This window comes from Syntrophorhabdales bacterium (assembly GCA_035541455.1).
Taxonomy (GTDB): Bacteria; Desulfobacterota; Syntrophorhabdia; order Syntrophorhabdales; family WCHB1-27; genus JADGQN01.
Map to the genome: position 1 here is coordinate 1 of DATKNH010000100.1, position 14976 is coordinate 14976.

A 14976-nucleotide genomic window follows, 5' to 3' on the forward strand; every position below is an offset into this window, starting at 1 on the left:
CAGGACCACGCCGTGGTCGAAGATGTGGTGTGGGGTGAGACCGCCTACAGTGATAAGTACGGTTTCGCGGTAATGAAGAACGTGCAGGCTATACAGGCTGAGCAGATCTGCCGCTCGCCGGAGGAGCTGAAAGAAGTGCGGGCTGCTTACGAGAAGCGGCTGAAAGAAGGCAAGCAGTAGATGTATGTAAGGCTGCCTTTCGCGCCTAACGCCGTTGCCCATCGGCCTGTCCTGCTTCGACGTACCCCAAGGTGCGCCTGCGATATGCCCACTGTCTTAGCCGGGTACCCGCGGGTGACAAGCCCTTCATTCGCGGGTGGCAACGTTATGCATCGAAATTCGGCCTTACATCAATCGTTTCTAAACTTTGCGGTTTCTTCGTCGTCATCAACCAGAACACAATGCGAAGGCCGGGCGATCTTTTCGGAGCGCCAGAGAGCGGAGAAAAGGTCCGCCCGGCCTTCGCCTAAATGCTTTCACGCCATCGAGCGGAGGATTTCGATGCCCTTTTCTATAGCGTTTTCAGACGCGGCAAATGAAATGCGCACGTGAGATTTATGGCTGGAGAAAACGCTTCCTGGAATAATAAAGAGGTTCCGCCTTAACGCTTCTTCCACGAATGCGTCACCGTCACCGCCGGGCACTTCCGGGAAGATATAGTACGCACCTCTCGGTTTCACAACGTTGTACCTGTCTTTGAGGCCCTCATAGATGAGGTTTCTCTTCTTGCGATATGCTTCTATCAGCGCGTCAGTCTTGTAGTCCAGTGCAAAAAGCGCAGCCTTCTGCGCTACCGAGTTGACGCTGCTGAAGACGTATTGCTGCATGGTGACCATGCTGTCAATGATCTCTTTGGGGCCGGCCACATAGCCCAGTCTCCAGCCTGTCATTCCCCAATCCTTCGAGAAGCCGCCAAGCGTCAGGCATCCATCGTAATACTGGCCGAAATAGTGGCGGTATTCGTCACTTTCGTAATTGAAGGCGTGGTAAATGTCATCGGAAAAGACGAGAAGATTCCTCTCCCGCGCTACCCTTGCCACCATCTGCAACTCCTGTCCCGAATAGACGGTACCGGTGGGATTATTCGGGCTGTTGATCAGGATCACGCGCGTCCGGTCGCTGATAGCCCCTCTTAATGCCTCTTCTCTGAGAGAGAAATCAGGATAGGTGTCAAAAAAAACGGGCTTGCCGCCGAGAAGGAGCACCTGGTACTCGTAGAGCACGAAATAAGGATCCGGGATCACAATTTCATCTCCCGGATTCATAGTGACGAGAAGAGCGAGGAGAAGACCGCCCGTGACTCCGGGGGTCAGAATGACATCTTCACAGAAAATGCCTTTGTCCTTGAGGTAGCGGAGAAGCTTTTCCCGCAGCTCAGGGATGCCGCCGGAGGGTGTGTATTTGTTGAACCCTTTTCGTATCCACGCTATGCCTTCTTCTTTGATGTTCTCCGGTATATCAAAATCAGGCTCTCCCAGACTAAGGTCGACCGGATTCTTAACCTGGCGCGCGAGGTCGAATATTTTCCTGACTCCTGATGGTCTCAGTCTTGTCACGCGGTTTGACAGCCACATTATTTACACCTTCCTTTTCAGGCTTCCGGGGAGCCGGGTCGCTGAAATCTATCATGCTGCGACCCGCTCCCGCAACTAAGAACGTCTGCTCTTCGCCCGCATTACTTGCTTACCGATCCACCCGCAGAAAGAAACAAAAAGGGCCATGAGGTCGAACAACTCAGGGCCCAAAAAAATGGCCATGAGCGATGCGAGACCGCTCATGGCCAATTTCGCGGCGGCAGCCTTACATCCTATCGATAGTCCACCACCACCATTTTCTCAATTCCTTTGTTTCCGGACGACCCAGCATGGCACTTCTTCTACCACGGGCCCATTTTCTTGTCAAGCATCTTTTTATCCCGTCTGTACGTGGATATGAACGGTGCTCCAAGATTTGTGTGCTACTATGGCTTATGGGGTTTCTCCTCTGATCCGATAACCTAATCTGGGCATTTTTTGGATACAAAATTGTGGGAGCCTGGCGGGTACACGTGGCCAGGATCAGGAGAATTTGGACTCATATTCGGCGCAAAACCGACTTGACAAACAGCAGGTTATGATTATAATCTATTCACTGGAAACTGCAGGCAACACAATAAGGAGACAACCTGTCACGGAAATTGGCGCCCCTAGCGACCGGAAAGGGGGCTTTTTTTCATTTTGGAGAAAAGTACATGAGCATAAAAAACTATGATCAGGTTAAGACTCTCATCGATATCGGGATGGAAAAGGGATACTTAACCCCGGACGAGATCAACGACTTTTTACCCCAGAACATTGTCTCTCCTGAAGACATTGAAGACATATTCGACTTCCTGTCGGAGTCCAACATTGACGTTGTGGACACGATGAAGGAAAAGATCGAGGCGCCGGAGGAAGAGCAGCGCGGCGAGTGGGAAGAAACCGAGCGATTTCCAGCGGAAAAGACCGACAATATCATCTGGGCCTACCTCAAGGACATAGGGCGGGTTTCGCTTCTTACGTCAGAAGAGGAATACGACATTGCCAAGCGGATCGAAGTGGGGGAAAGCAAGATCAGGGGACTGCTTTTTGAGTTGCCCCAGGCCATAGCCGAACTGCAGGAATTATCTGCCCAGATTAAGAAGAGCGCGGTCAACATCATCGATATACTGAAGAACATCGATGAAATGAATTTCACCAAGAAGGATGAAGAGGAGTACAAAAAGAAGACCGTCACCCTGATCAGCGCTCTGAAAAGCCAGTTTGAAAAGAGGCAGCAACTGAAAAAGGATATGCGCAAAACTGATCCCTTTACGAAGAAGCAGCTGGAAAAGAAGAAGAAGGCTGTGGAAGAAAAGATGGAGGAGATATCGGGTAACCTGAACCTCCACAAGAAGGTCCTTGAAGAGATTACCCGGAGAATCGTCAAACGTTTGAAGTTCATGGACGATGCAGAAGGCAAGATTACCAAGACGAACCTGCTTGAAATGGAGCGGATCGAACGAGATCTCAAGGTGGTGAAGAACAGGCTCATAAAGGCAAATCTGAGACTGGTCATCAACATCGCCAAGAAATATCTCAACAGAGGACTTTCTTTTCTCGATCTGATCCAGGAAGGCAACATGGGCCTTATGAAGGCCGCGGAAAAGTACGACTATCAGAAAGGTTACAAGTTCTCCACATATTCCACGTGGTGGATTCGTCAGGCGATTACACGCGCCATTGCCGATTATGCACGCACGATACGAGTGCCTGTGCATGTGCTGGAAACGATGAACAAAATCACCAAGGTGACCATTTCCCTCTATCAGGAGTTGGGCAGAGAACCCACGCTGGAAGAGATATCGCACAAAGCAGGACTGCCCCTGGAGAAAGTCAGGAAAATAATGAAGGTCTCCAACGAGCCGGTTTCTATAGAGACGCCGATCGGCGATGACGATTCCAAGCTAGGTGATTTTATCGCTGACCCCAAGTCGCCCTCTCCTTTTGAAGAGCTCGTTGGGATTTCTTGCAAAGAGGAGATAGATAAGGTCCTGTCCACACTCACCCCAAGGGAAGAAAAGGTCATACGGATGCGTTTAGGAATCGGTGAAAAGACCGATTATACCTTGGAGGAAGTGGGGGATGTGTTCGGCCTCACACGCGAGCGCATCCGTCAGATTGAAGCAAAGGCATTGAGAAAGCTGAAGCATCCATCGAGAAGGAAGCGGTTGGAGAGTTTTCTGGAATAAAGACAAAGGCTTGTGAATCGAGGCCCCGGTGCTCCGCAAGGCAGTCCGGGGCCTTTTCTTTTGCGGTTGGTTTTCGCTCCACCTTTTTCCTTGCTAGCCTCTCGAAAATAAAAGAAAAAAACACCAAAAAGATATTGACAAAACAGCTGGGTGCCGCTATATTGGCTATTATGTGGGAAGGAGTGTTATAAAGTGGGAAACACGTTCTCCGGACGCTTTGAATATGCGATAGACGATAAAGGCAGATTGAGCATACCTGCGAAGTTCCGTGAGATCTTGTCAGCCAATTATGACCTCAAACTGATTCTCACCAACCTTGACGGATGCATCGTTGCTTACCCGGAAAAAGAATGGGTAGAAGTTCAGGAGCGTATCACCAACGCCGGCTCTGTTAAGAAGGAGGCGAGAGCTTTTCTGAGGTTCTTCTACTCGGGCGCCTCCGAATGTCCTATTGACCGGCTGGGCAGAATTCTGTTGCCGCAGTCCCTGCGGAGCTACGCGGCCATTAAGAAGAATGTAGTGATCGTCGGGATGAACAAAAAAATAGAGATTTGGGCTGATGAGGCTTGGGCCGAGATAGTGAGAGAAGCTACGTCCGACCACGAGAAGATGGTGGATATAGTTTCAGATCTCGGACTTTGATGGGCAGCACTCATATACCCGTTCTTCTCGACGAAGTTGTACAAAGCTTGATTCGGCCGGAATACAGGCTGTTCGTGGATGCCACGGCAGGAGGTGGAGGCCACACATACGGTATTTTGGCGGCATATCCTAACCTGAGGGCTTATGCTTTCGACCTTGATGATACGGCTATCACGGCCGCGAGGGAACGCCTGGAGCCCTTTGGGGACAGGGTAACATTGAAAAGGGCAAACTTCAGCGCACTCAAACAGATTTTGAGCGACGACGGGGTAGTATCCGTCGACGCCGTACTGTTTGATCTTGGCGTCTCCACGTTCCAACTGCAAGGGGAGAGGGGTTTCAGCTTTAACGATACAAACGCACTCGACATGAGAATGGACCGACGCCAGGAATTGACTGCCCTCCGGGTGGCTAATTCATATACTCATGACGCGCTCAAACGTATCATTGCCGAGTACGGCGAGGAATGGAAAGCAGCGCAGATCGCCCGCGCGATAATCGCCGAGCGAAAGAAGGCACCGATAAACTCGGCTCGACAGCTTGCCAATGTGGTGGCCCGGGTCGTGCGCCGCACAGGGAAGATACATCCCGCTACCAAGACGTTTCAGGCACTGCGCATGGAAGTCAACAGAGAACTGGAAAACCTGGAGACAGGGTTGACTTCCGCTATCGACCTGCTTACGCAAGGCGGGCGGGTCGGCGTTATATCTTTTCATTCTCTTGAAGACAGAATGGTAAAGGGGATGTTCAGGTCAGCAACTGAACTGAACGTACTCACCAAGAAACCGATACGGCCGGGCAGGGTCGAAATCGCTCGTAATCCGAGATCACGCAGTGCCAAGCTCCGCATAGCAGAAAAACTTCAGGAAGGAATGCTATGAAAAGAAATCGAGAAATCGCGATAAAGGGCGGGATCAGGAAACAGGTGAACAAAACTTCTTTACCGTTGCTTGTCGTCGTGCTGGTGGTCGCTTTTACCTGCTTTGGGTTTCTCTCGTTCTTCGTTAAAGAAGCGTATGACGAGACCAAGCTGACGTTTCTGGAAAAATTGACTGAAGAGAAAAGAGTAGCGGAAATCAACACCAATCTCAAGATGGAGCTTCTCGCCATCACACAGAAGGGCTACGTTGAATTTGTCGCCGGAGAAAGGCTTGGCCTGAAGAAACCCAAAGAGGAAGAGGTACTTGTTCTCAGATGAACAAAGGGACCAACAGGAGAGCGCTGGCAGTCTATCTTGTCGTCTGCCTCCTTTATGTTTCTGTAGGTTTCAGAATTCCGGAAAAACTGAGCATGAAAAGGATCGGAGTGAAAACCGGTAGGTCGACACACGCTCAGGATATCCAGGGATCGGCCGAGCGGAACCTGTCCGCAGACCCCACTGTCGAGGGTATCATTGAAAAAGTTGCGACCCCTCCGCCCGCTCAGGCGGTGACGCACCAGGCCGGTACCCGCGCCGCGCCGGCTGTCAAAGCGCCACTCCCGACAGCCATGAAGAATGCATCGGGGATTGAGCCGCATTTCCTCATCTCGATACCTGTCACCTGCTATGCGGTACGAGAGGGCTGGGTCGACCGGGACGCTTTGATTTTTTCAAAAAAAACTGGGCAAAATAGTATCTGGTTAAAGCCCCTCGATATACTAAAACAGCAAGATGAAGACGGTCTGAAATCTCTCGTCACATTAATTGGGAAAAATCGACTGAAAGAGTTCTTCAAGAAGGAGGCTGTTGACATCAAGGCTGACCTCAGTCCCGAGGATATGATGCTGGGAAGAGGATATATAGTCGAAAAGAAAAAGCTTCTATCCATGTACAATCGTTTCGTTCAGGAAGATTGCATTGATCTGTTCCCGGTTGTGCTTGCCCAGGGTGGCGTGATCAGGAACAAGGAAGGTTTTCAGTTTGTGACGTCAACGGAAGCAGGGCGCATGCGCAAGGATCAAGAGGAGGAAGAATGGCGCATGCCGAACCTCAGCGGTCTTCCAATAAAAGTGGCCATAGATAGACTCGTCGTGCATACTGCTAAAATCAAAGTGCACGGCAACGGTGTTGTCGTTGACCAGTCACCGAAGCCGTTCGAGAGGCTCAAAGGTGATTCGGAATGCGCGGTATACGGGAGGTTGGCTGGAGAATGAGGCTCGCACAGCTCCTAGGTGATGCTCCTGTCGTTTCTGTAAAAGGGCTTATGCCGGAGAACGTTACGGGTATCACAAAGGATTCCAGAGAAGTGAAGGAGGGCTTCATCTTTTTTGCCACCGAAACAAGTAAGCCTTATGTACAAGAGGCTGTGAGAAAAGGCGCGGCTGTGGTGATTTCGGACGCTGAACTGAGCGGCAATTTTCCGTGCCTGGTGGTGATCCGTGACGTGCGCACTCTGCTTGGAAGGATGGCGGCGAGATTTTTCGGGTACCCGTCGAGGGATATGCATGTGACCGGGATCACCGGAACCAACGGTAAGACAACTACGAGCTATCTGATCGAGTCTATACTCCGTGCAGCTAATCAGCCGGTCGGCGTCATGGGAACCATTTCTTACCGGTACGATGGCACTGTGGTAAGAGGACAGACGACGACGCCTGAGTCCACGGAAATTCAGCGGCTGTTCAGCAGGATGCGAGAGGCGGGTGTCCGCTCCGCGGTCATGGAGGTCTCTTCCCATGCGCTCGATCAGGGAAGGGTCGAGGGCATCGATTTTGACGGCGCTATCTTTACCAACCTTACCCATGACCATCTTGACTACCATCTGGATTTCGAACATTACAAGGCGGCAAAGAAAAGACTTTTCCATGAGTACCTCGTGGAGAGCGTTAAGGAGAAGAAATACGCGATACTCAACAAGGACGATCCGAACGCACGCGACTTCGTCTGCAGTCCCCCAATTACGAACTTCACCTACAGTCTGCGTGAACATGCAGACGCGTTTGCGACTTCGGTCAAAGAAGAGATCGGCGGCTTGACCATCACTGCTTCCCTCATGGGAAAAGAGCTCGTCATCCGGTCGAGGCTTGTCGCCCTGTTCAATGTTGCAAATATCCTTGCGGCAGCTCTCTTTGGTCACGCCGCAGGCATAGCGCACGACGCGGTAATCGAGGGCCTGGAAGCGCTGAAGGGGGTACCAGGCCGGCTGGAACGCGTGGAGAACGCGAGAGGAATTCCCATCTTCGTCGACTACGCCCACACGCCTGACGCGCTGCGCAAAACCCTGGAGACATTGAAACGACTCTGCGCCGGCCGCCTGATAGTCGTGTTCGGCTGCGGAGGCGACAGAGACAAAACGAAAAGGCCTCTCATGGGGAGGATTACATCGGATCTGGCTGACTTCGCCATCATAACCTCTGATAACCCGAGGAGTGAGGACCCTATCAAGATCATAGCCGACATACAACAGGGTTTCGGGAACAATTCATATCGGGTTATCGAAAATCGAAGGGAAGCCATCGGTGAGGCGATCCGCAGCACCACCACCAATGACGTGCTGCTTGTGGCCGGAAAAGGGCATGAAGATTATCAGATAATCGGTACACAAACCTTTCACTTCAGTGACAGGGAAGTGATAGAGGAGTGGCTTCATGTGGCAGCTTGAGGACGTTCTGAAGGCGGTAGAGGGTACGCTGCTCAATCGTGAACAGGATCAGTTTACGTCGATCTCGATCGACTCGAGGTCGATCAAGAAAGGCGACCTTTTTGTCCCTTTGATCGGGCCCCGTTTTGATGGACACGTCTTTGCGCGCGAAGCATATGCCAAATCCGCAGCCGGATGCCTCTGCCAGAAGGATCGTGAATCGGCATGCGCCGGGTCTGGTGGCACGATCATTCTGGTGGACGATACGACGAAGGCCCTGCTTGATCTTGCACGCTATAAAAGGAAGCAGCTCGGTGGTGTGTTTGTCGCAATTACCGGCAGCAACGGCAAGACCACAACGAAGGAACTGCTTGCGCACATCATGGCCGGGTTCGCTTCTCTCGCGTACAACGAGAAGAATTATAACAACAATATCGGCGTATCCCAGACCATTCTCTCCATAGCTGACCAGCCTGCATACTGCATACTGGAACTGGGCACCAATCATCCCGGAGAAATAGCAGCGCTTGCTGATCTGGTTGAACCTGACCTGTCGATAATCACGAATGTCAATGCTTCTCATCTCGAGGGCTTAGGTGATATAGCCGGTGTATTCAGAGAAAAAGCGAGTCTTTTCGAGCGCACAAAAGAGAGTGGAACTATCCTGATCAATATTGATGATCCCAATCTGAAGACCCTTGCCGAAAAACCGGTGCGTCGCTCCTACACCTACGCGATAGAAGCCCGGGCAGATTTCATGCTGTCCACGCAGGAGTCGAAAGGCCTTGGCGGGTTTGAGATTGAGCTTTCCCTGCAGGGCGAAAAAGTGAAAACTACAGCGCACCTCCTCGGTATGCATAATCTGTATAACATCGTTGCGGCCGCCTCCATTGCGCATCTCTGCGGTGTGCCGGGTGAGACGATCAGGGAGAAAGTGGCCACGTTTGAGCCGTACCCGGGCCGCTTCAAGGCTGTTGCATCGAAAAAAGGCTATACGATTATCGACGACGCGTACAACGCAAACCCTTCTTCCATGGAATGGGCCATAGAAACCTTGGAGCAGCTGCCTTGCAGAGGAAAAAAGATCGCAATCCTCGGGGAAATGAAGGAACTGGGAGAGGACAACGCGGAGTACCACCGGAAACTGGGCCGCTTTCTCAAGAAGAGCAGCCTTTCGAACATACTCTTTCTTGGAGAAGCTGCGAGAGCCGCCTATGATGAAATGAATAACGGCCGCGCGAAGTTCTTTGATGACAAGGCAGCGCTCATTGCATATGCCGCTGCCCTGGTGAGGGAAGACGATCTCATACTGGTGAAGGGGTCGAGAGCAATGAAAATGAACGAAGTCGTAGGGGAGCTGCTCTAGATGCTCTACTATCTCCTCTACCCTCTCCACACGTACATAGGCGCATTCAACGTTTTCAGGTACATCACGTTCCGCACGGTGCTCGCTATTCTGAGTGCGCTGATAATAAGTTTTTTCCTGACTCCCCGGCTCATTCAAAAGCTGAACGAGCTGCGCATCAAGACTGAAAAAAGAGAGGACGTCCCGGAGCGACACGAGACCAAGAGAGGCACCCCGACCATGGGCGGCTTCGTTATCCTGGTTGCAACCATCATCCCCACCTTACTGTGGGCGGATCTGAGAAACGAGTACATCTGGGCTGTGACTGCGGCCCTGGTTCTATTCGGCGCGATCGGATTCGTCGATGATATGAGAAAGCTCAAGAATAGATGCGGCAAGGGTGTGCCCGGAAGAACCAAGTTTCTCCTCGAGATCCTTTTTGCACTGATCATCAGCGTGATCATATACTCGGAGTCAGGGTTTCTTCCGCAGCTCACCGTGCCTTTTTTCAAGAACGTCGCCCCAAACCTGGGCGTTTTCTACATCCTGCTCTGTGTTTTGATCATAGCGGGCGCATCGAACGGGGTGAATCTCACGGACGGGCTGGATGGCCTCGCGATCGGTCCGGTCCTTACGGTCACGTCCACCTTTCTTCTCTTTGCGTATCTTGCAGGCAATGTAAAGTTTGCCCAGTACCTTCAGATATTTTATGTGAGGGGTGCAGGTGAATTGACCGTACTCTGCGGAGCGATGCTGGGGGCGGGATTGGGATTCCTCTGGTATAATGCGCATCCTGCAGAGCTTTTCATGGGAGACACCGGTTCATTGGCTCTGGGGGCAGGTTTGGGCACCATGGCAGTGATAATAAAGCAGGAGATCCTCCTTGTTATCGTCGGCGGTATTTTTGTAATCGAGACCCTCTCGGTGATCATTCAAGTACTCTCATTCAAGTGTCGGGGGAAAAGGGTTTTCAAGATGGCGCCCATACACCATCATTTTGAATTGAAAGGATGGAATGAGGCAAAGATCGTGGTGAGGTTCTGGATTGTGTCGGTGATACTTGGGCTGATAGCAATAACGACGCTGAAATTGAGATGAGACAGAAATCATTACGGGTTGGATAACCATGGGTGAGCTCGAAACTCGGAACTCGAAACTCACAACGGTAGCCGATATTCCCGACCGTGTGCTTGTTGTGGGTCTTGGGAAAACAGGGGTCTCACTGGTGAAGTTCTTGGGGAGTCTTGGTAAGAAAGTGACCGTTACCGATCTGAAGAGCAAGGAACAGCTCACGGCATCGCTGGCAGACCTGAACGGGACACCGTATGTGGGTCACTTTGGATCCCACATAAAGGATGACTTTGTCGATCATGAGATGATTCTCGTCAGCCCCGGCGTTGACACCAATCTATCCTTCCTCGCGGAAGCGCGTGCCAGGGGAGCGAGAGTTATAGGGGAGATTGAGCTGGCATCCAGATTCATAAAGGAGCCTATCATAGCTGTCACGGGCACAAACGGTAAGACAACGACAACGACTCTCCTGGGGCAAGTTTTCACAGCCGCGTTCAAGGACGTCTTTGTCGGCGGAAATATAGGGAAGCCCCTTATCGATTACGTACTGAAAGGGCAAAAGGCGCGTTTCGTCATAGCAGAAATCAGCAGTTTTCAGCTTGAGACTGTAGAGCAGTTCAGGCCGCATGTTGCGATTCTCCTCAACATCACCGAAGATCACCTGGATCGCTACGCCTCTTTTGAAGAGTATGCCGCCGCAAAGTGGCGTCTTTTCGAAAACCAGAGTTATGATGATTACGCGTTCCTCACCGCGGAACTCTCAGGAAGAAAAAAGCTGAAGGCGCGCTCCTTCTACTTCTCAACCAGGATGAGCCTCCCCGAAGGAGCATTTCTGGATGGAGATGCTCTGGTGGTGCGCCTGAGCGGACAAGAATTCAGATACAGGCGCGATCTTTCTCCGCTTGTCGGTATCCACAACAGCGAAAACCTGCTTGCGGTGCTTCTCACGTGTCATATCTATGGTATTGACCGGCCTATGATAGAGCAGGCTCTCAAAAAGTTTAAGGGACTTTCTCACCGCATGGAGTTTGTGAGAGAGAAGAATGGCATCCGTTTTTACAATGACTCGAAGGCTACGAATGTTGACGCCACCAGAAGGGCCCTGGAAAGCATGACCAACCGCGTCATTCTTATAGCTGGCGGTAAGGATAAGGGAGGGAGTTACAAGACAATCGCCGAGCTATCAGATAGAATCAAAGGGCTCGTGCTCTTTGGTGACGCAAGAGAGAAGATAGCGAAGGAATTGGCGTCTTACATGCCGACGGAGGTAGTTGCAGGCCTCTCGGAGGCAGTGGAGAAGGCATTTGCCATGGCCGCATCCGGCGAAGCCGTTCTCTTTTCTCCAATGTGTTCGAGCTTTGATATGTTCAAAGACTATAAAGAGCGGGGCGATAAATTCAGACGCATCGTGGAGGCGCTGTGAAGAGAATACTGCTGCTCATGCTCTCCTGCCTTCTGTTTTACAGCCTTTTCCGCGATATGAACGTGGTTAAGACGCTTCTGCTTTGCGCTGCGGTTGCCGTCTCATTCATGGTATCTCAGGCGCCTTCCAAGTATGTGCTCGGCGCCAAGTATCCCCTCATCGTTCTTTGTTTTGCCTTGTCTGCCGGCCTTGTTCTCTACCCCGGACTCAGGGCCAACTCGATCATGCGATTCGTCGCCATCTTTCTCGCCTTCTTCAGTCTGAGTCTCTACGTGGCAACGATCAGTGAAAAAGGGAAGGGACTCTACAAAGAGATTCTTGCCCTGTCCCTCCTCTTCATTTCCGTCTCTTTGAATCTGATACTGGTCCGGAGCGTCGAGATATTCCTGCCTCTCTCAATCACAATCGTCCTCTTTTTGTTCATCATGCAGCGTACCAAGCTCATTCCGCTGGCAGGGGCATACGTGGTGGTAATGCTTGCTGTCTTGTATGCGAAGAGAATGACCGTCTACGGTTCAGGATTGGAGCTTGTCGGCATCGAGCGCTACCTTATGCTCGGAACCGGCTTCCTTCTTCTTCTTATCACCTTTATCGGGTTTGTCAGGAAAGCCGGTACCGTATGGACCATCGCCTTTTTCGGTCTGCTCTATGTGTCTATCGACCTTCTCATGTCCGTAGGGTTCTCGTTGAAGGGGTTGTTGCTGTATCAACCGATCGCTGCCCTGCTGATTCTTGCCCCGCTTACGGGCGTGATGCTCCAAGGGGAGAAAGGGTCATGAAGCTGCTCATTGCTGCAGGCGGTACTGGAGGTCATATATTTCCTGGCGTTGCCGTGGCTGAAGCATTCATGGCGGCAGACAGTGCCAACCAGCTGTTTTTTGTGGGCACCTCGCGGGGCATGGAGGGAGCTGTGATCCCGGAGCGGGGATTCCGTCTGCTCAAGATAGATGCGCAGCCCTTTCTCGGACAGAGTTTTACCCGGAAAGCCTTTACAATAGTCAGCATCTTGCGAGGTGTCGTGCAAAGCATAAAGATTCTGCGCCGGGAGAAGCCGGATATGGTCATCGGCATGGGTGGCTTCACCTGCGTGCCCGTGATGATAGCGGCCTTTCTTATGCGTGTGCCGCGCTTTCTTCATGAACAGAATGTGGTTCCGGGGCTTGCGAACAGGTTGCTTTGCCGCATCGCAGACAAGACCTTTATCAGTTTTTCAAAGACGAGAGATTACCTGAAAGGCAGTATGCTTCACACGGGTAATCCCGTCCGAAAAAAGCTGCGAGTCGCCTCTGCTTTGGCCGCTGCCGGCGGTACTCACGATCTTTTCAACATATTCGTTTTCGGCGGAAGCCGCGGCGCGCGCAGCATCAACGAGGCAGTGCTCCTGCTTCTGCCCTATCTGGAGTCCTACAAGAACACGGCCATATACCACCAGACCGGAAACGATGATTACCAGAAGGTAAAAGAGGCATATGCCACCGTGAAGATTCCGCACGAGGTATTCCCTTTCACGGATGAGATGGAGAAATACTACAGCCTCTCGGATGTAGTTATAGCGCGCGCGGGCGCCTCAACGATCTTCGAGCTTTCTTATTTCAAGAAGGCGGCTGTACTTGTGCCCTACCCGTATGCGGCCGGAGCTCACCAGTGGAAGAACGCGGCGTACGTGGAGGAGATCGGCGGTGCTTACGTAGTAGGCAACGACGAACTCTCCGGGGACCGGCTCAACTCGATTTTGAAAGAGTTTTATGAATACCCGGAGCTGCGCGCGAGAATGGCGGAAAGCATGGGGACAATTTACGTGGAGAATGCTGAAGAACTGATACTTAAAGGTATGGCAACCAATGTTTCGTAAAATCGAAAAGATACATTTCATAGGCATAGGTGGCATAGGGATGAGTGGTATCGCCGAAGTACTGCTCAATCTCGGTTTCAAGGTGACGGGTTCCGACCTCAGGGAAACAGAGACCACCGAACGGCTCGCTTCTCTCGGCGCCGAGATATTCTATGGTCACAAGGAAGACAATGTGACACAGGTGGACGTGGTCGTTGTCTCTTCCGCGGTCAAGTCTGACAATCCGGAAGTGAAAGCCGCAAAGAGCCGTTTCATACCGGTGATACCAAGGGCCGAGATGCTTGCTGAGCTGATGAGGATGAAGTACAGTATCGCGGTCGCAGGCGCTCACGGCAAAACAACAACCACTTCTCTTGTCGCTTCCATTCTCGATGCGGCAGGCTTTGACCCGACATGTGTCATAGGGGGACGACTCAACAGCCTCGGCACAAGCGCGCAGCTCGGGGGAAGCGAATACCTTGTCGCGGAGGCCGACGAGAGCGACGGCTCCTTCCTCCTTCTTTTCCCCACGCTGGCTGTCGCCACGAACATCGACCTGGAGCATCTCGATTTCTATAAGGATATAGAAGAGATCAAGGATGCCTTCGTCAGGTTCCTCAATAAGGTACCCTTCTTTGGTCTGGTTATTCTTTGTATCGACAACCCGGGCCTTCAGAGCGTGATCCCTTTGCTGAAGCGCCGCTACATCACATACGGCCTTTCCAAGCAGGCGGATTTAAGGGCTGAGGTTGTGAAGCAGGAAGGCTTCACAACCAGTTTCAGGGTCACCTACAAAGGCTCGGAGCTTGGCGAAGCAGTGCTTGCCACTCCGGGTATCCACAACGTCGTCAACGCGCTTGCAGCCATAGGGGTGGCTATTGAACTCGACATCCCCTTCTCCACGGTGCAGGAAGCGCTGAGGCGCTTTGCAGGGATTCACAGGAGACTCGAGCTGAAGTGGCAGAACGACTGGACCCTGGTAGATGATTACGGTCACCATCCAACGGAAATAAAGGCAACGCTTGCAGCGATCCGCGACATCTGGAAGGGAAGGGTGGTGGCTGCTTTTCAGCCGCACCGGTATACGAGGACCAAGGCTCTTCTCGACGAGTTCGTGACATCCTTTAACGAGGCCGATGTGCTGATTGTCACCGACATTTATGCTGCATCCGAGGAGAAGATAGAGGGCATAACTGGAAGCATGCTTGCAGAGCGCATCAGCAAGAGCGGTCACAAGAACGTACTCTTTGCGCCAACCAAAGATGACGTCGCGGAGACGATCCTCCGCATGGTGGCTCCGGGTGATCTGGTTATTACTCTCGGTGCCGGCGACCTTTACAAGATAGGTGAGAGGCT

Annotated in this window: 14 protein-coding genes; 13 read left to right on the forward strand and 1 reads right to left on the reverse strand. The window is 51.9% G+C overall.

Annotated features, from left to right (window positions below; translation table 11 throughout):
* Positions 1 to 180: hypothetical protein (locus tag VMT71_10435; protein HVN24376.1), on the forward strand; the 180-nt coding region annotated here is incomplete at its 5' end.
* Positions 181 to 476: 296 nt separating this feature from the next.
* Here the strand turns inward: VMT71_10435 and VMT71_10440 are convergent.
* Complete coding sequence (locus VMT71_10440) at positions 477 to 1574, reverse strand: aminotransferase class I/II-fold pyridoxal phosphate-dependent enzyme (GenBank protein ID HVN24377.1); 1098 nt, start codon at positions 1572 to 1574, stop codon at positions 477 to 479.
* A 656-nt stretch (positions 1575 to 2230) separates the two neighbouring features.
* On the opposite strand from VMT71_10440, the gene rpoD reads away from it, so the two are divergent.
* The 12 genes from rpoD to murC form a co-directional block, all read left to right on the forward strand.
* Complete coding sequence (gene rpoD, locus VMT71_10445) at positions 2231 to 3748, forward strand: RNA polymerase sigma factor RpoD (protein ID HVN24378.1); 1518 nt, start codon at positions 2231 to 2233, stop codon at positions 3746 to 3748.
* Positions 3749 to 3940: 192 nt separating this feature from the next.
* A complete protein-coding gene (gene mraZ / locus VMT71_10450) occupies positions 3941 to 4390 on the forward strand; it encodes a division/cell wall cluster transcriptional repressor MraZ (GenBank protein HVN24379.1) in 450 nt (149 codons plus the stop codon).
* Positions 4390 to 5271: a 16S rRNA (cytosine(1402)-N(4))-methyltransferase RsmH gene (gene rsmH / locus VMT71_10455; protein ID HVN24380.1), complete on the forward strand. Its 882-nt coding sequence runs from the start codon at positions 4390 to 4392 to the stop codon at positions 5269 to 5271. The genes mraZ and rsmH overlap by 1 nt, the downstream gene beginning before the upstream one ends.
* The gene (locus VMT71_10460; GenBank protein HVN24381.1) at positions 5268 to 5588 is read left to right on the forward strand and encodes a cell division protein FtsL; all 321 of its coding nucleotides are present in this window, start codon (positions 5268 to 5270) and stop codon (positions 5586 to 5588) included. The genes rsmH and VMT71_10460 overlap by 4 nt, the downstream gene beginning before the upstream one ends.
* A complete protein-coding gene (locus VMT71_10465) occupies positions 5585 to 6523 on the forward strand; it encodes a hypothetical protein (GenBank protein HVN24382.1) in 939 nt (312 codons plus the stop codon). Before VMT71_10460 ends, VMT71_10465 begins: the two co-directional genes overlap by 4 nt.
* Positions 6490 to 7971 carry a UDP-N-acetylmuramoyl-L-alanyl-D-glutamate--2,6-diaminopimelate ligase gene (locus VMT71_10470; GenBank protein ID HVN24383.1) on the forward strand — a complete coding sequence of 494 codons (1482 nt, stop codon included), beginning with the start codon at positions 6490 to 6492 and terminating at the stop codon, positions 7969 to 7971. The genes VMT71_10465 and VMT71_10470 overlap by 34 nt, the downstream gene beginning before the upstream one ends.
* Positions 7958 to 9316, forward strand: a complete 1359-nt coding sequence (gene murF, locus VMT71_10475) for a UDP-N-acetylmuramoyl-tripeptide--D-alanyl-D-alanine ligase (protein HVN24384.1) — start codon at positions 7958 to 7960, stop codon at positions 9314 to 9316. Before VMT71_10470 ends, murF begins: the two co-directional genes overlap by 14 nt.
* Positions 9317 to 10393, forward strand: coding sequence for a phospho-N-acetylmuramoyl-pentapeptide-transferase (gene mraY / locus VMT71_10480; protein HVN24385.1), 1077 nt, complete (start codon positions 9317 to 9319; stop codon positions 10391 to 10393).
* A gap of 28 nt (positions 10394 to 10421) precedes the next feature.
* Entirely contained in the window at positions 10422 to 11789 is a 1368-nt protein-coding gene (gene murD, locus VMT71_10485) for a UDP-N-acetylmuramoyl-L-alanine--D-glutamate ligase (GenBank protein ID HVN24386.1), read from the forward strand.
* A complete protein-coding gene (locus VMT71_10490) occupies positions 11786 to 12568 on the forward strand; it encodes a hypothetical protein (GenBank protein ID HVN24387.1) in 783 nt (260 codons plus the stop codon). The genes murD and VMT71_10490 overlap by 4 nt, the downstream gene beginning before the upstream one ends.
* On the forward strand, positions 12565 to 13641 hold the full coding sequence (gene murG, locus VMT71_10495) for an undecaprenyldiphospho-muramoylpentapeptide beta-N-acetylglucosaminyltransferase (protein HVN24388.1): 1077 nt from the start codon (positions 12565 to 12567) through the stop codon (positions 13639 to 13641). Before VMT71_10490 ends, murG begins: the two co-directional genes overlap by 4 nt.
* On the forward strand, positions 13631 to 14976 hold a 1346-nt coding region (gene murC, locus VMT71_10500; GenBank protein ID HVN24389.1), incomplete at its 3' end, for a UDP-N-acetylmuramate--L-alanine ligase. The genes murG and murC, both read left to right, overlap by 11 nt.